The organism is Providencia sp. 2.29 (assembly GCF_015832305.1).
Classification (GTDB): domain Bacteria; phylum Pseudomonadota; class Gammaproteobacteria; order Enterobacterales; family Enterobacteriaceae; genus Providencia; species Providencia stuartii.
Genome location: NZ_CP065420.1, coordinates 2,541,037 through 2,557,878 on the forward strand (window position 1 = coordinate 2,541,037; position 16,842 = coordinate 2,557,878).

The 16,842-nt window shown below is 41.6% G+C and carries 16 protein-coding genes; 7 read left to right on the forward strand and 9 right to left on the reverse strand.

Annotated elements, in window-relative coordinates; all coding sequences use genetic code 11:
• Positions 1 to 57 precede the first annotated feature (57 nt).
• The 6 genes from ruvB to aspS form a co-directional block, all read right to left on the reverse strand.
• Positions 58 to 1,068, reverse strand: a complete 1,011-nt coding sequence (gene ruvB, locus I3B46_RS11670; protein ID WP_004919456.1) for a Holliday junction branch migration DNA helicase RuvB — start codon at positions 1,066 to 1,068, stop codon at positions 58 to 60.
• A 16-nt stretch (positions 1,069 to 1,084) separates the two neighbouring features.
• Complete coding sequence (ruvA, locus tag I3B46_RS11675) at positions 1,085 to 1,702, reverse strand: Holliday junction branch migration protein RuvA (RefSeq protein WP_004919453.1); 618 nt, start codon at positions 1,700 to 1,702, stop codon at positions 1,085 to 1,087.
• A gap of 72 nt (positions 1,703 to 1,774) precedes the next feature.
• Positions 1,775 to 2,296: a crossover junction endodeoxyribonuclease RuvC gene (gene ruvC, locus I3B46_RS11680; RefSeq protein WP_004919450.1), complete on the reverse strand. Its 522-nt coding sequence runs from the start codon at positions 2,294 to 2,296 to the stop codon at positions 1,775 to 1,777.
• Between the two features lie 331 nt (positions 2,297 to 2,627).
• Positions 2,628 to 3,371 (reverse strand): YebC/PmpR family DNA-binding transcriptional regulator, encoded by a 744-nt coding sequence (locus I3B46_RS11685; RefSeq protein ID WP_004919448.1) that lies wholly within the window; start codon positions 3,369 to 3,371, stop codon positions 2,628 to 2,630.
• Positions 3,372 to 3,401: 30 nt separating this feature from the next.
• Positions 3,402 to 3,833 carry a dihydroneopterin triphosphate diphosphatase gene (nudB, locus tag I3B46_RS11690; protein WP_169342169.1) on the reverse strand — a complete coding sequence of 144 codons (432 nt, stop codon included), beginning with the start codon at positions 3,831 to 3,833 and terminating at the stop codon, positions 3,402 to 3,404.
• A 10-nt stretch (positions 3,834 to 3,843) separates the two neighbouring features.
• Entirely contained in the window at positions 3,844 to 5,616 is a 1,773-nt protein-coding gene (aspS, locus tag I3B46_RS11695) for an aspartate--tRNA ligase (protein ID WP_053110887.1), read from the reverse strand.
• A 573-nt stretch (positions 5,617 to 6,189) separates the two neighbouring features.
• On the opposite strand from aspS, the gene I3B46_RS11700 reads away from it, so the two are divergent.
• The 6 genes from I3B46_RS11700 to I3B46_RS11725 all read left to right on the forward strand — a co-directional run bounded on the left by I3B46_RS11700 (position 6,190) and on the right by I3B46_RS11725 (position 10,493).
• On the forward strand, positions 6,190 to 6,510 hold the full coding sequence (locus I3B46_RS11700; protein ID WP_036940116.1) for a DUF4377 domain-containing protein: 321 nt from the start codon (positions 6,190 to 6,192) through the stop codon (positions 6,508 to 6,510).
• Between the two features lie 152 nt (positions 6,511 to 6,662).
• Positions 6,663 to 7,067, forward strand: a complete 405-nt coding sequence (locus tag I3B46_RS11705; protein WP_004919442.1) for an NUDIX hydrolase — start codon at positions 6,663 to 6,665, stop codon at positions 7,065 to 7,067.
• A 155-nt stretch (positions 7,068 to 7,222) separates the two neighbouring features.
• On the forward strand, positions 7,223 to 7,621 hold the full coding sequence (locus I3B46_RS11710; protein WP_004919441.1) for an MAPEG family protein: 399 nt from the start codon (positions 7,223 to 7,225) through the stop codon (positions 7,619 to 7,621).
• 132 nt (positions 7,622 to 7,753) lie between these two features.
• A complete protein-coding gene (gene cmoA / locus I3B46_RS11715; RefSeq protein WP_004919440.1) occupies positions 7,754 to 8,509 on the forward strand; it encodes a carboxy-S-adenosyl-L-methionine synthase CmoA in 756 nt (251 codons plus the stop codon).
• The gene (cmoB, locus tag I3B46_RS11720; protein ID WP_004919439.1) at positions 8,506 to 9,477 is read left to right on the forward strand and encodes a tRNA 5-methoxyuridine(34)/uridine 5-oxyacetic acid(34) synthase CmoB; all 972 of its coding nucleotides are present in this window, start codon (positions 8,506 to 8,508) and stop codon (positions 9,475 to 9,477) included. Before cmoA ends, cmoB begins: the two co-directional genes overlap by 4 nt.
• Before the next feature lie 209 nt (positions 9,478 to 9,686).
• The gene (locus I3B46_RS11725; RefSeq protein ID WP_104873459.1) at positions 9,687 to 10,493 is read left to right on the forward strand and encodes a hypothetical protein; all 807 of its coding nucleotides are present in this window, start codon (positions 9,687 to 9,689) and stop codon (positions 10,491 to 10,493) included.
• Positions 10,494 to 10,869: 376 nt separating this feature from the next.
• Here the strand turns inward: I3B46_RS11725 and cutC are convergent, their stop codons facing one another.
• Together cutC and I3B46_RS11735 are read right to left on the reverse strand one after the other, a co-directional pair.
• Positions 10,870 to 11,631, reverse strand: coding sequence for a copper homeostasis protein CutC (cutC, locus tag I3B46_RS11730; RefSeq protein WP_014658287.1), 762 nt, complete (start codon positions 11,629 to 11,631; stop codon positions 10,870 to 10,872).
• A gap of 178 nt (positions 11,632 to 11,809) precedes the next feature.
• Complete coding sequence (locus I3B46_RS11735; RefSeq protein ID WP_004919436.1) at positions 11,810 to 12,364, reverse strand: VOC family protein; 555 nt, start codon at positions 12,362 to 12,364, stop codon at positions 11,810 to 11,812.
• A gap of 244 nt (positions 12,365 to 12,608) precedes the next feature.
• Here I3B46_RS11735 and argS point away from each other — a divergent pair, with 244 nt between their 5' ends.
• On the forward strand, positions 12,609 to 14,339 hold the full coding sequence (gene argS, locus I3B46_RS11740) for an arginine--tRNA ligase (RefSeq protein ID WP_014658286.1): 1,731 nt from the start codon (positions 12,609 to 12,611) through the stop codon (positions 14,337 to 14,339).
• Between the two features lie 820 nt (positions 14,340 to 15,159).
• Here the strand turns inward: argS and murJ are convergent.
• Positions 15,160 to 16,695 carry a murein biosynthesis integral membrane protein MurJ gene (gene murJ / locus I3B46_RS11745; protein ID WP_004919431.1) on the reverse strand — a complete coding sequence of 512 codons (1,536 nt, stop codon included), beginning with the start codon at positions 16,693 to 16,695 and terminating at the stop codon, positions 15,160 to 15,162.
• Between the last annotated feature and the right edge of the window lie 147 nt (positions 16,696 to 16,842).

The following is a 16,842-nucleotide window of genomic DNA, read 5'->3' on the forward strand; positions in this document are numbered from 1 at the left end:
CATATTCCCCCTTTATTTTTCCTATCCGTAAAGGGGGAAATTTCTGACATTAAGCACTTAAACTTCTTTCGGAGTTAAACCAAAGTGTAGATAAGCGTGAGCTGTTGCCATCCGACCACGAGGAGTGCGCTGGATAAAACCTTGTTGGATCAAAAATGGCTCTAAAACATCTTCGATGGTTTCCCGCTCTTCACCAATAGCCGCTGCAAGGTTATCAACCCCCACAGGTCCACCCATAAATTTATCAATAATGGCGACTAACAGTTTCCGGTCAAGGTAATCAAAACCCGCGGCATCGACGTTCAACATATCGAGTGCTTGGCTAGCAATTAGCTCATTGATGCTGCCATCACCTTTGACTTGTGCGAAATCACGTACACGGCGTAATAAACGGTTAGTAATACGCGGTGTACCTCGCGAGCGCATGGCGACTTGTCTAGCCCCTTCTTCACTAATTTCTACACCCATAAACTGAGCGCTACGTTTCACAATGTATTGCAAATCATCGACATTATAGAATTCAAGGCGCTGCACAATACCAAAACGATCACGTAATGGTGAAGTTAAAGAGCCAGCCCGTGTTGTTGCCCCAATTAAAGTAAAAGGCGGTAAATCAATTTTGATCGAGCGCGCTGCTGGCCCTTCCCCTATCATAATATCAAGTTGATAATCTTCCATTGCGGGATACAAGATCTCCTCAACAACGGGAGATAAGCGGTGGATTTCATCAATAAATAACACATCATGCGGCTCTAAGTTGGTGAGCATCGCCGCTAAATCTCCCGCTTTCTCGAGTACTGGGCCGGAGGTCGTCCGTAAATTTACCCCCATTTCATTCGCGACTATCCCTGCAAGCGTGGTTTTACCTAAACCTGGAGGGCCAAAAATTAATAGATGATCAAGTGCATCACCTCGTAACTTAGCCGCCTGAATAAAGATTTCCATCTGCTCTTTAACTTGTGGCTGCCCGATATACTCATTGAGTAATTTAGGGCGGATCGCGCGATCAATCGCTTCTTCCTCATCATGGATCACTTCAGCAGAAATTAGGCGATCAGCTTCAATCATCGTTATTTTCTCTCAATCAAAGTGCTGCACGTAATGCATCACGGATCAATGACTCACAATCACTGTCTGGCTTAGCCACTTTGCTGACCATACGACTGGCTTCTTGTGGTTTATAACCTAAAGCGACCAGTGCGGTTGCCGCCTCCGCTTCAATATCAGCGCGGCTTGATACTTTGACATTGACATCCGGCAGCTTAATATCACTGTGTTGGTTAAACAGATCACCATTGAGGCCTTTAAAGCGGTCTTTCATTTCAACGACCAAACGTTCAGCCGTTTTTTTACCAATTCCCGGTAGTTTAACCAATGATGAAATCGCTTCTTGTTCGATAGCAGAAACAAACTGTTGAGCCGACATCCCTGATAATATCGCTAAAGCCAGTTTAGGCCCAACACCATTCACTTTAATCAGCTCTTTGAATAGTGCACGCTCTTGTTTGTCATTAAAACCATACAATAATTGCGCATCTTCACGCACCACAAAATGGGTAAATACAATGGCTTCTTGACCGATTTCGGGTAATTCATAAAAGCAGGTCATTGGCATATGGACTTCATAGCCAACACCTTGCAATTCTAACAAAACAATGGGGGGTTGTTTTTCTAATACAATACCGCGTAAACGACCTATCACCTTGAAGCCCTCAGTTTATTTTATTGATAGCGCTGTTTATACCATAAAAAAGGCTGGACGTATATCCAGTCACTATCTTAATCGCCCACGCGTTAACACTAAGCGAGGATCGCCAACACGAAGCAAATTCTGATTAAAATGACAATGCGTTATGGCAATCGCTAAGGCATCCGCTGCATCTGATTGAGGATTAGCAGAAAGTTTAAGTATCGATTTAACCATATGCTGTACTTGGCTTTTTTCCGCGGCCCCTGTACCGACAACGGTTTGCTTCACTTGCCGCGCAGCATATTCAAACACAGGAATATTTTGATTAACACCTGCTACAATCGCTACACCACGAGCTTGGCCCAATTTCAAGGCTGAGTCGGCGTTTTTTGCCATAAACACTTGTTCAATTGCTAATACATCGGGTTGGTATTGAGTGATAATTTCCGAGACTCCCGCATAAATACGTTGCAGACGGCTTGGTAAATCATCAACCTGAGTACGAATACAACCACTTCCTAAATAAAAAAGTTGCCTGCCTTGTTGGCGGATAACACCATAGCCCGTTACACGTGAACCGGGGTCTATACCTAAAATAATCGCCATATCAAAGCCTATTAATATCCATTATTACTTTTAATATCATCTTATCTGTATCTTTCCGCGGCGACAATACTCATGCCGTGCCTTAATAATCGTATTGATAAGCGACTATGACTAGCGAGTCTCTCTAAGCTGAGATAAAAAAGCACAGAAATAGCCTATTTCCCAATATCATTAGGCCCAAAAAAACAGACAGGAAAGACAAAATGCACAAAAGCGCTAGATGGCAAACCAGTAAGCCACGCAGAGTAGATAAAGGAGCAGCTATTATTAGAGATGCGTTAGAGAAAACAGGCTGAATTCAGCCCGCTTTCTCTACGCGAGTGATAGCTGATTACAGTTGTGCTGCTACTTCGTCAGAGATATCACCGTTATGATAAACTTCCTGCACGTCGTCAGAATCTTCCAACATATCGATTAGGCGCAGTAATTTAGGTGCTGTTTCAACATCCAGCTCTGCTTTAGTTGATGGGATCATCGAAACTTCGGCCGCTTCGCTAGTAAAGCCAGCTGCATCCAGAGCATCTTTCACTTCACCAAAAGTTTCTGGTGTGGTGTAAACGTCGATAGCGCCATCGTCATAAGTTTCAACATCTTCAGCGCCCGCTTCTAATGCAGCTTCCATCAAGGCATCTTCATCAACGCCCGGTGCATAAGTGATAACGCCACGCTTAGTAAATAAGTAGGAAACTGAACCATCTGTTCCGAGGTTACCGCCAGTTTTGGTGAAAGCATGACGCACTTCAGAAACGGTACGATTACGGTTATCACTCAAACATTCAACCATCACCGCTGTGCCGCCTGGGCCATAGCCTTCATAAATGATAGTTTCCATATTATCGTTTTCATCATTCCCAACACCACGCGCAATTGCGCGGTTTAAAGTATCACGGGTCATGTTGTTCGATAATGCTTTATCCACAGCAGCACGCAAACGCGGGTTAGTAGCAGGATCACCGCCCCCTAAACGCGCCGCTGTCACCAGCTCACGGATAATTTTAGTAAAAATCTTACCGCGCTTAGCATCTTGTGCCGCTTTACGGTGTTTGGTGTTGGCCCATTTACTATGACCTGCCATGAAATATCTCCAAAAACGTCAATAAAATAATTAAATAGCAAATTCTAAAATAGCTTGACGGTTACTCCAAGATTTCGTTAATTCCGCCGCTTTCTGCGGTGGAACCCAACAAAACTCAGTATGCTCCGTCAAAAGTGGTACTTGTTCAACACGCAGTACCATTTTAAACCAGTGCTCTTTGCAATGTGTTACACCGGGAGCATAACGATGCCTGAAATGCGCAAAAATTTCAAAAGTGACTTCACGCGCCAAGTCATACAGTTGCCCCTCTTGGGGGAGGAAGCCCGTTTCTTCACGGACTTCCCGCATTGCGGTTTCAAACGCACCTTCATGATCTTCTAAGCTACCCGTTACGGATTGCCAAAAATCGGGATCATCTTTGCGCCGTAGCATAAGCACATTACCGCTGCTTTCAGCGGTAATGATCACTAACACCGACTCTGGGCGTTTAAAACTATTCATGTCGAATAAATTAGTCTTCAGCGTTTTTTGCATCAACTGAAATAGCTAATTCTGTTAGTGCATCTGGATTCGCTTGGCTTGGTGCACTAGTTAGTAAACACGCCGCAGCCGTTGTTTTAGGGAATGCAATAACATCACGAATATTATCAGTTCCCGTTAATAGCATGACTAAACGGTCGAGACCAAACGCCAAACCGGCATGTGGCGGTGTACCGTATTTTAATGCATCTAGCAAGAAGCCAAATTTCTCACGTTGTTCGTGTTCATTAATACCTAGAATATTAAACACGGTTTGTTGCATTTCGCTACGATGGATACGCACAGAGCCACCACCGACTTCATAGCCATTGATGACCATATCATAGGCATTAGCAACAGCTTCTTCTGGGTTTTTGGCCAGATCTTCCGGTGAATAGTCACGTGGTGAAGTGAATGGGTGGTGCATTGCACTTAGGCCACCTTCGCCATCCTCTTCAAACATTGGGAAATCAATCACCCAAAGTGGCTTCCAGCTATTTAAGTCTGTCAGTTCAAAATCACGACCTACTTTCAGTCGCAATGCCCCCATTGAATCGGTCACAACATTTTTTGCTCCTGCACCAAACAGCAGAATGTCACCGTCAGCGGCCTCTGTTCTTTCAAGAAGTTGGTTAATAACGTCTTCATTTAAGAACTTAGCGACAGGGCTTTGAATACCTTCTAAACCTTTTGCACGTTCGTTTACTTTCATCCATGCTAGCCCTTTAGCACCATAGATGCTAACAAATTGACCATACTCATCAATCTGTTTACGAGTCATGACAGCACCGTTAGGCACTTTCAATGCCACAACACGGCCTTTTGGATCGTTCGCTGGCCCTGAAAAAACGGCAAACTCGACATTTTTAACGATATCAGCTACATCCACTAATTCCATTGGGTTACGTAGGTCAGGTTTATCTGAACCGTAGCGACGCATTGCCTCTGCGAAGGTCATTATTGGGAAGTCACCGAGATCAACACCTTTAACGTCCAACCATAATTGGCGGATCATGCGTTCCATGATTTCACGTACTTGTTCTGCCGTCATAAATGACGTTTCGACGTCGATCTGGGTAAATTCAGGCTGACGGTCTGCACGCAAGTCTTCATCACGGAAACATTTAACGATTTGATAATAGCGGTCAAAGCCAGACATCATCAGCAATTGTTTAAACAATTGTGGTGACTGTGGCAACGCATAAAATTTACCTTTATGCACACGGCTTGGCACTAAGTAGTCACGAGCACCTTCTGGTGTTGCCTTGGTCAGCATTGGCGTTTCGACATCGATAAAGCCTTCTTTGTCCATAAAGTTACGGACGAAACTGGTAATTTTTGCACGAGTGCGTAAGCGCTCTGACATTTCAGGGCGACGTAGGTCAAGATAGCGGTATTTTAAGCGGCGCTCTTCCGTATTAGATTGGTTGCTATCTAACGGCAGTGGCTCTGATTTATTAAAAACGTTGAGATCTTCAGCAAAGATTTCAATTTCCCCCGTCGCCATGTCTTTATTTTTTTGGTTATCTGGGCGAGCGCGGACAGTTCCTGTAATTTGTATACAGAATTCATTACGCAATTCCGAAGCTTTTTCAAAGAGGTCTTTGCGCTCAGGGTCGAAAAATACTTGCACGACACCTTCTCGGTCACGCATATCGATAAAAATCAAACCACCCAAATCACGACGGCGGTTTACCCATCCACAAAGAGTGACCTTTTGGCCTTCATGAGCAATGTTTAACTGCCCACAATAGTTAGTACGCATACAATATCCTTTTTTACTCAGCTTGTTGTGCATTTTACTTGCTGCGGAAATTTGGCATTTTGCTGAACATTCAGAATGTCAAAAAGGCAGACATTATACAGGAAATTCTGTTGCACAAACAGTTACGTATTAGCGGACACAGCTAATATTTTTGTTTTTAATCATCTTTTAATCGATTAAAAGTTAATCGAAACACGTAACGATGACTGTACATGGCTATAAACAGAATTTATGACTGTTGGTGATTTTAAGTGACTCCGCGAGTTATGTACATATTGCAAGGCGGGTTTATTTAATTGCGTTATTCTGTTTCATGACCGCAACATAGACAATGGTGTTTGCGTTATCCATTATCCTTACGCGCTCGAAACAAAATGATGCTTAATTTTCAAACAAAATAGATAATAAGGTTATTCTAGCTCATCACTGCACGACGATGAATGTGATAACAAACAAAAACCTATTTAACTGCATACGAGCAAAATAATTGTTCAATTTGAATTGATTTAAGAATAATTACCTGCTGTTATTTATTATAATCATACTTATTTGAACTGCATATAAGGCCATCCGATGAAAAAAAGTCTCTTCGTTTCTTCTCTATTTCTACTGCTTGTAGGCTGCCAAACCGTGAAACCTGCTGATAACACAAAAACTTTTTATATTGATTCAACATTGGCTGATTGCGTTGGTGTTGCCCCCATGAAATGTATGAAAGTCAAACAAGACCCAAATGCCGAGTGGGAATTTTTTTATGGCAATATCCAAGGGTTTGAATATGAACCTGGCTACCAATACACTTTGAAAGTCAAACAATTTGACGTTGCTAATCCGCCTGCTGATGCCCCAAATGTCAGATATGAGTTAGTTGAAATTATTAATAAAGCCAAATAATTCATATAAAATTTTATATTACCCATTAGTGGACCATGATTCTGTCTACTAATGGGGAACCATACAAAACCCATTGTTTTCATTATATTTGAGTAATATTATTAACATCACATCATAGTGGCCCCAACACTTAAAACAAAGAGTTAAAGGCAATGGACAATAAAATTATCGATAAGTTAGGCTTAATTACACTTGTTGACCGCAAAGTAGCAATGGTTCGTTCTCATAATAAGACACTCTTCTATATTCCGGGCGGAAAGCGCGAACCTAACGAAAGTGATGAACAAGCCTTATGTCGAGAAATTGAAGAAGAGTTAACCTTAACCTTACATAAAGATTCTCTTCAATTTTATGATGAATTTATTGGCGCTGCTGATGGTAAACAAGATGGAACTCAGGTACGTATTCGTTGCTATTTTGCGCATTATAATGGTACCCCTCGCCCTGCCGCAGAAATTGCGGAGCTTGCTTGGTTTGATAGCCATGACCTAGCAAAATGTTCAGCCACTGCCGCGATCATTATGGCGAAATTACAACAAGATGGCCTAATTAATTAAGTTAATCACCAACAGATTACGTTGTTGTGGAGCCTTAATTTAAAGGTAGACTAATTAGACATTATACTATTAGTAAATTTTACTAATATCTATTAATATAGTGAATAGTTTTAATCAATCAGTGAATCAATTTGGTTAAGCAATGGAGTGAATAAATGGTCAGCTCTCTGTATGCTGTACTGGGCGCTTTGTTACTACTTAAACTATCGTTGAATGTTGTGAAGCTCAGAAATCAATATCGAGTATCTTATGGTGATGGGGGTTTCTATGAGCTACAAACAGCGATTCGCGCTCATGGTAACGCTATAGAGTACATCCCCATTGCTTTGATATTATTGCTTTTTATGGAGATGAACGGCGCGCAGGTTTGGATGATCCACTTATGTGGCTTAGTTTTAATCGCAGGGCGTATACTCCACTCTTATGGCCTGAAAAATCATGATATCTCTTATCGTCGCTCAGGCATGGCGGCAACCTATATTGCCATGACATTGATGGTTATCGCCAATATCTATTACCTACCTTGGATCCAAATTTTTTCCTTCAATCTTTAATTTTTATTATCAGCGCGGCACTTTATTTAAGTGTCGTAAAACTTTTATTGCTGTTTTGACTGATTGATTTTCAGGTTACGCGCCTTTTCTGCTACAATCCGCAACTACTTTTGTTTTACATACACAGATCTTATGTCAAGTCAGGAATCCAACAATAAAGACAGCCTCTTTAGCGCTCCGATTGCCAACTTAGGTGATTGGCAATTCGATGAAAAAGTTGCCGAAGTCTTTCCCGATATGATCCAGCGCTCGGTGCCGGGTTATTCAAACATTATCACGATGATTGGGATGCTAGCTGGGCGCTTTGTCACCGAAAACAGCCGTGTCTATGATCTTGGTTGCTCATTGGGAGCAGCAACGCTGTCAATTCGCCGCAATATTACCGCGCAACATTGCCAAATCATTGCTGTCGATAATTCACCTGCAATGGTTGAACGTTGCCGTCGTCATATTGACGCTTACAAAGCCGCAACGCCCGTCGAGGTTATCGAAGGTGATATTCGCGATATCCCTATTGAAAATGCATCGATGGTGGTACTCAATTTTACGTTGCAGTTCCTTAATCCTAATGACCGCCAACAGCTATTAACTAAAATTTATCAAGGCCTCAAACCCGGCGGTATCCTTGTGCTGTCAGAAAAATTCAATTTTGAAGACAAAGAGATTGGTGAGTTGTTATTCAATATGCATCATGATTTTAAACGTGCAAATGGTTATAGCGAATTAGAAATCAGCCAGAAACGCAGCATGTTAGAAAATGTTATGCTGACCGACTCTGTTGAAACACATAAGTTACGGTTAAAACAAGCCGGCTTTACGCATTGTGAAGTATGGTTCCAATGCTTTAACTTTGGCTCCTTATTAGCACTTAAAGAGGCACAGTTATGATTGATTTCGGGCGCTTTTATCAGCAAATTGCAACAGGCCCTTTAAGTCATTGGCTTGAAACATTACCCGCTCAACTTAGCGAGTGGAAAAACTCGCAATTACACGGTGGATTCAAATCATGGGAAAAAATGTTAGAAAATTTACCCATCATGACCCCCACCCAACTCGATTTAAAAAATAGCGTAACTGCGATACGTGACCCTGAATTATCCGCAGGGGAAACTCGCCGTCTTAATAGTATTCTTGAGCAATTAAAACCCTGGCGTAAAGGCCCTTTCTCTCTATACGGTATCAATATCGATACGGAATGGCGCTCTGATTGGAAATGGGATCGGGTTTTACCTCACATCTCCCCTTTAAAGGATAAAATGATCCTTGATGTGGGTTGTGGTAGTGGTTACCACATGTGGCGCATGTTAGGCGAAGGCGCCTCATTTGTCGTCGGGATTGATCCTACACAACTGTTTCTTTGCCAATTTGAAGCGGTTAGGAAATTACTGGGCGATGACCAACGCGCTCATTTATTACCATTAGGCATCGAACAGCTCCCCGCACTTAATGCCTTTGATAGCGTATTTTCAATGGGAGTGCTCTATCATCGTCGTTCTCCTCTTGACCACTTATGGCAGCTAAAAAATCAATTAGTCAGTGAAGGCGAGCTAATTTTAGAAAGCTTGGTTGTTGAAGGGGATGAGTTCCAGTGCTTAGTACCCGGTGACCGTTATGCACAAATGCGTAACGTTTACTTTATTCCATCGGCTAAAATGCTTAAAGTTTGGTTAGAAAAATGTGGCTTTGTTGATGTGCGGATCGTTGACCAAGCCGTCACCACAGTTGAAGAGCAGCGCCGTACTGAGTGGATGAAAACGGATTCATTAGCAGAATTTCTAGACCCTAATGACTCAACAAAAACCATCGAAGGTTACCCTGCTCCATTACGCGCTATCCTCGTTGCACGTAAACCCTAAAATCATCGAATAAGGGTGACTTGTTTCACTCTTATTCTTTTCTCAATTTATTCTCCGTATTTTTAAATCTGTAGTTGCCCAAATAGTAATAATACATTTATCAAACCCTGCAAACATTTTATCTCTCAATATTTATTGATATAATATACTTATACAAAAATTAAATAGCGGTTAGCCTTTATTAATGACAGACTCATTTGGATACGATCATGAAACTGCCCCATTTTTTTATTTTTCCTCTCTCTTTTCTCTTATTCGCTTGCTCCCCCCCAGAAAATAAAATTCATACTGCAATAAAAAAAGAGATTGCCACACATTATCCTGATCCTGACTCAATACAATATAAAGATATTGTTGTTCATAGGAATGCCGATGAAGCCATCGTTTGTGGTGAGTTTAATGCAAAGAATAATCAAAATGAATTTATGGGGTTTAGGCCATTTATTAGTGAAGTCTATATCGGTGACGATATCGTAATTAACTCTGTTCGTGTTGGCAATCGCATTCGTAAAGACAGCTTTCCTGCCTTAGTTTGTGAGCACGGCAGTTATGAGGGTGGTATTAAAGCGCAGAACCTTCAAAATAAAGCGTTTATAGATAATATGAATGGGTTAGCTCAAATCGAAAACTATATTAACGATTCATCAGTCGGTAATCGAGTGAGAGCTCATCTCATTAATAGAGCAAAAGAGATTTACGACAATGAATTAAGCCCTGAAACACTCAAGGTCGTTGACTCAACAGAAGGACGTTTGGTTACTGTTGTTGCCTATAAAAAAGGTGATGATGTCTATTTTGCTTCCATACTGAATCAAAAGATCTATGAGTTAGAGCCTATAAAAAATTCCGTCGTAAAATATATCCATGGGGCTGAAAAAGATAAGAACCTCGTTGTATTAGGAAATTATACGACTGAGGATAACGGTGGAAAACCCTCAAAGCTGCTACCATTGGCAATTGAGATCCTAGAAAATGGTGTTTCTTATGCAAACGCTGTTTTTCCAGCCAAATCCTAGTTTAAGGTAATTTTATTGGGCACGTTATTATCTTATTTTCTATAACGGCCCAATCAATTTACGTGTATTTATGGATAAAGAAGATTATCTTATACGCGGTTTCTTATGCCTTATTACCTCGAGAAAAACAGCATATAACTGTTCTCTTTAAAGCGCGAAACTATTCCCCTTTTTAATATCTTATCGATATTGCCTTATCATTTAATTCTTATTTAGCATGATCTCTAAAATGACTTTGAATACTGTTTTATGGGTAAAAGGCTATATTGAACGATTTATTACTTACTATCTCTTTTCTGTATTGATTACATGACCTAAAATAAAAAGAGAGATAAAACTCTCCCTTTTTATTAATTATTATTGAATAGTTTCGTTTTTATGCCGAAATCTTTTCAGTGATCGAAATAAAATCTTTCATCGCTTCAACGGTTGGCCCATCAACGCAGTAATGAGTAAATTCATCATTTTCACTGTTTGATGCCATCGTCACCCCTGCTTTACGATAACTCATACTTGACGGAACTGATTTCCCCGCCGAACTGTGCAATTCTACCAGCCCTATTTCCATAAACTTACTTAAATTAGCCAGCCTAACCCCTGCACCAGCCATAATCACTGGGCCGTTAATTTCAATACTTTTTTCGTTTAACTCTTTAAGTAACGGTAATCCCAACTCTGCATTCTGCTGCTGCCCCGATGTAAGAATACGAGCAACCCCTAAACTTTTTAGTTGTTCAAAGGCTAATAAGGGATTCACGCACATATCAAATGCGCGGTGAAACGTGATATTCATTCCCGTTGCTATTTCCATCAATATCGCCATGCGGTCGATATCGATACGCCCTTCGGTATCGAGGATTCCGATAACTGCCCCTGGGAAGCCCATCTCTTTCACCATCCGCAGATCTTCACAGATTACTTCAAATTCATTCGTGTTATAGCAAAAATCGCCTCCGCGCGGACGAATAATAGGATGAACGGGGATATGAAGTTTTTCGCTTGCTAATTTTAGATAGCCATAACTTGGTGTCAGGCCGCCATCTGCTGCACCGGAGCATAATTCAATACGATCAGCGCCGTATTCTTGTGCAACTTGTGCACATTCGATACCGAAACAGCAAATTTCCAATTTTGCCATGACCACCTCCAAAACGTAGGATTAAAGTGTTGCTTTAACATCTAATTAATAACTTAAAGGAACTTGTTAATCGTTAACATTCGATTAATGATGCCACTAATTTTTGAACGTTACCGGATTAACATCACACCATTAACAGTTTTTTACGAATTGTTCGTAATAACGTTAATTACATCACTTATTTTTCGCTTTCAATAATCTGTTTCAGCGCGTAAGGGTGATATTTCAAAGTAATTATCCCATTTGTCACTGCTAATGTCGGATTAGGCAATCTTTCTAACTGCCCTTTCGGTTGACTCATTTTCAAGCTGTAGCCTTCTGGAAGCGGATGTGGCAGTAATGCCAATGCACTCTGCTCTAGCTGTTCTGGGGCGACATTAATGACCATCTCAACGTGCTCCCATGTCTCTTGTGGGTACATTTTTCCTTTTGGAAAAGGCAATTCGACCACATAAACCTGTTGAGATGCGATTATTAATGGTTTGTTCAACTCGAATAAACAGATCGGACGCCCGTTAATTTCATTTTCAGACAGTAACTGACCGCATTGGTGAAGGCCTTTCCGCCAGCGCTCTGCTGTTTCATTATGATGACAACGGACAGAAACATGGTCTATCAGGTGATCGTTTAAGGATAAAGCTAATACTTTAGCCATTTGCGTTAATTTTTGCTCAAACTCAGGCAACGTGTTCCATAGATCTTGCAGTTCAGGCACATTGGCAAATTCAGTCATTCAACACACTCTTTTCTAAACACCGTTTATCTCTTCGCATTCGCGATATACTCTCAATTTTTCGTCTGTTGTGTTATCAACGCTATTGAAATATGACAGCTATACCGTGAATAAAACTGCCAGACTGTAGCACGACTCCCTTAAAATATGGTATAAAACCTGCCGAATTTTCTCTTCTTTCTTTTAGTTCTACGCATGTGATGGCACAATGCGATAACTATGGTTCGTTATTTAAGGTAATCCGGTGAATATTCAGGCTATTCTTTCAGATAAAATCAGTGCTGCAATGCAGGCAGCGGGAGCTCCAGAAGGCAGTGATGCCCTTGTGCGTCAATCAGCGAAAGCGCAGTTTGGTGACTATCAAGCCAACGGTGTAATGGGCGCTGCTAAAAAAATGGGCATCAATCCCCGACAACTGGCCGAGCAGATTGTCAGCCATTTAGATCTTGAAGGTATTGCAAGCAAGGTAGAAATCGCAGGGCCGGGTTTTATCAATATTTTCCTTGAGCCAAGCTGGCTCACCACACAAGTGGAACAAGCATTAACCTGTGATCGCCTTGGCCTATCCCCTGTTAAATCAGAAACTATCGTCATCGACTATTCCGCGCCAAACGTGGCCAAGCAGATGCACGTAGGCCATTTGCGTTCGACAATTATCGGTGATGCTGCCGCACGTACTTTAGAGTTTTTAGGGCATAAAGTGATCCGTGCTAACCATGTTGGTGACTGGGGTACGCAATTTGGTATGCTGATCGCTTACCTCGAAAAAATGCAAAATGAAAATGCAAGTGACATGGCATTGGCAGATCTCGAGGAGTTTTACCGCGAAGCAAAACAACACTATGACAGTGATGAAGTATTCGCTGAGCGTGCAAGAGGTTACGTGGTTAAATTGCAATCAGGTGATGAGTACTGCCGTAAAATGTGGCGTAAACTGGTTGATATCACCATGCAGCAAAACCAAGAAACCTATCGTCGCTTGAACGTGACGTTAACTGAAGATGACGTCATGGGCGAAAGTTTATATAACGATATGCTGCCTGGGATTGTCGCTGACTTGAAAGCCAAAGGGCTCGCGGTAGAAAGCGAAGGTGCTACTGTCGTTTATCTTGACGAATTTAAAACTAAAGAAGGCGAGCCTATGGGCGTTATTGTCCAGAAAAAAGATGGCGGCTTCTTATATACGACAACAGATATCGCTTGTGCAAAATATCGTCATGAAGTACTGCATGCTGACCGTGCACTTTACTATATTGATTCACGTCAGCACCAACACTTGATGCAGGCATGGACAATCGTACGTAAAGCCGGTTATATCCCAGAATCAATGTCTCTCGAACATCACATGTTTGGCATGATGCTCGGTAAAGATGGCAAGCCTTTTAAAACTCGCTCAGGCGGTACTGTTCGCCTCTCTGACTTATTAGATGAAGCGATTGAACGTGCGCAAGTACTCATCCGCAGCAAAAACCCCGATATGCCAGAAGATGAGTTAAACAACGTTGCAAATGTTGTCGGTATTGGTTCAGTAAAATATGCAGACTTATCAAAAAGCCGTACAACGGATTATATTTTTGATTGGGATAACATGTTAGCTTTCGAAGGTAATACCGCACCGTATATGCAATATGCTTATACGCGTGTCGCCTCAATCTTCAAAAAAGCAAACGTGACACAAGCGGATCTCACACTGCCTATCGTGTTACAAGACCCACGTGAAATTGCACTTGCTACGCGTTTGATGCAATTTGAAGAAACCATCTTGATGGTCGCACGTGATGGTACGCCACATGTTATGTGCGCTTACCTTTATGATTTAGCCGGCCTGTTCTCAAGCTTCTATGAACACTGTCCTATTTTAAGTGCCGAAGATGAAGCTCAGCGCCAAAGCCGCTTAAAATTAGCGCTATTGACCCAGAAGACATTAAAAGCTGGGTTGGATACTTTAGGGATCGATACCGTCGAACGTATGTAAGCTGATATCTAAGTGTCATATTGATAATAAACCCTATGCTGTGCATAGGGTTTATTGTTTCTGTCGACTCAATTTCAGGAAATTTTTTTCGTGCTCTTTAGACCGCTTTATTTCAATATGAGCGTTAGAGCTGAGAGACGAAATAGCATGCCCCTCCAATACCGTAATAAAAAGCGGCCTCATTATATGAATCAGCGATATTATTTATTAGACGAAAGCCCCTCTCTTTAAAATTTTCACGAAGCTTCTTACCAGCTGTTATGACGTTTTTTACAGCAAATGTTAGTAATTATTTTTCTCTGGTTAAATGTATCATTATAGTCAGGCAAAGATGCCGATACTGTTTTGACACATTTAACCTTAAATTCATCTCTTGAAAATGAAATTATCATATAGAAGTATTAAACCAATCAATACCAGCGCTATCCCCGATATATAGTTAAGTGCAATGGTCATTTTTTTATTACGTTGAGACATACGAGCCAATAATCCCCCTGTTAATCCTGCTGTTATATCGATCGGCAAAGCCGTGGCAAGGTGGCATGTATCGCTACCCCACGGGGAAAAGCCAAGACTCGACGTACATGATCTTCCAATGAATGGATTATTACAGGACTATTTGACTAATAATCCAGCTCAAATGGCCCTGTCATTACTGACAAAATTTTAACAACCTGTTAAATACTGCGGGTGGCATAAGGCGCTACTTAAGCGCTTTGTGTATGCCTAATACTATTGCCAAGCAAATGGGTAGTGAGAAAATTGCTACAATAAGAATTTCTGAACGCCCCAATGGGGCGTTTCAGTTATTTATTGTGGCTTAAATACTCTGCTTTTTAAAATCTCTTGGGCGGAAACCTAAAGCGAATAGCGCGGCGAAATAGCTCCCAGCACCAATAATCACCACAAAAATTAAGCGCAATAAACGCATGGCCATATTGCCTTCTTGCCATTCTGGCATAAAGTGCAATACACCAAACAGAACCGCTGACATCACGATAAGGGCAATGACGAGTTTAAAAATAAAACCTCGCCAACCGGCAAGTGGTTTGAAAATTTCTTGCTTGCGTAATTGCCAATAAAGGACACCTGCGTTAAAACACGCTGCTAAACCAATCGACAGTGCTAATCCGGCATGCTTCATTGGCCCAATAAATGCTAAGTTCATTAACTGAGTTAGAATTAATGTGACAATAGCGATTTTAACTGGTGTTTTAATGTCCTGACGTGAATAGAACCCTGGCGCCAAAATTTTCACTAGGATCATCCCTGTCAGCCCTACACAATAGGCCATTAATGCGTATTGCGTCATCAATGAGTCATGAGCTGTAAACTTATCATACTGGAACAGCGATACGGTAAGCGCTTCCGAAAGGATCGCTAAACCAATCGCGCAAGGCAAGGCGAGCAATAAACAGAGGCGTAAGCCCCAATCCATTAAATGACGATATTCTTGATGGTTACCACTAGTAAAACTTTTCGATAGCGAAGGTAACAAAATGGTTCCTAATGCAACACCCAGCACCCCTGATGGCAACTCCATCAACCTATCCGCATAATACATCCAAGACACTGAGCCAGATTGCAGAAATGATGCGAAAATAGTATTGATAATCAACGAAATTTGGCTAACAGATACCCCAATAATGGCAGGTCCCATCATTTTCATTACTCGCCAAACACCACTATCGCGAAAAGAGATCCGTGGCAGAACTAACATGCCAATCTTTTTCAAATGCGGGAGTTGATACACCAGTTGCAAAATTCCCCCCACAATCACGGCCCAAGCTAATGACATTACGGGAGGATCAAAGTAAGGCGCCGCAAATGCTGCAAAGAAAATCATACTCACATTCAACAACGTTGGCGCAAACGCAGGAACCGAAAAACGATTCCATGTATTTAAAATTGCACCAGCTAACGACGCGAGTGAGATTAAAAAGATATAAGGAAAGGTGACCCGCAGTAGGTCTGTGGTTAATGCAAACTTATCGGCATCGGCAGCAAAGCCCGGCGCCGTCACATAGATAATCCAAGGGGCGGCAATCATACCGATCACGGTGACAATCGCTAGTGCGAGGGTAAGCATCCCCGAAATATACGCCACAAAAGTACGAGTTGCTTCATCGCCTTGTTGGTTTTTATATTCCGCCAGTATTGGCACGAATGCTTGTGAGAACGCCCCTTCTGCAAAAATACGGCGTAATAAATTAGGTAATTTGAAGGCGACAAAAAAGGCGTCCGCGGCTGCCCCTGCACCAAATACCCGAGCGATAATTGCGTCACGGATAAATCCAAGTACCCGAGACATCATGGTCATTGAGCTTATCGCTGCTAATGATTTTAATAAATTCATGATAGGTAGACTAAAAGAAAACAATTATGCCAGTTTATCAGCGTGGAGCATGACTGACTATGATTGGATGATAAAATCAGAGGTTACTTGCCCGAGTCCGAGAGCAGCAAGCTGATAATTTTGATACGCTGCACTCGAATTATTAGG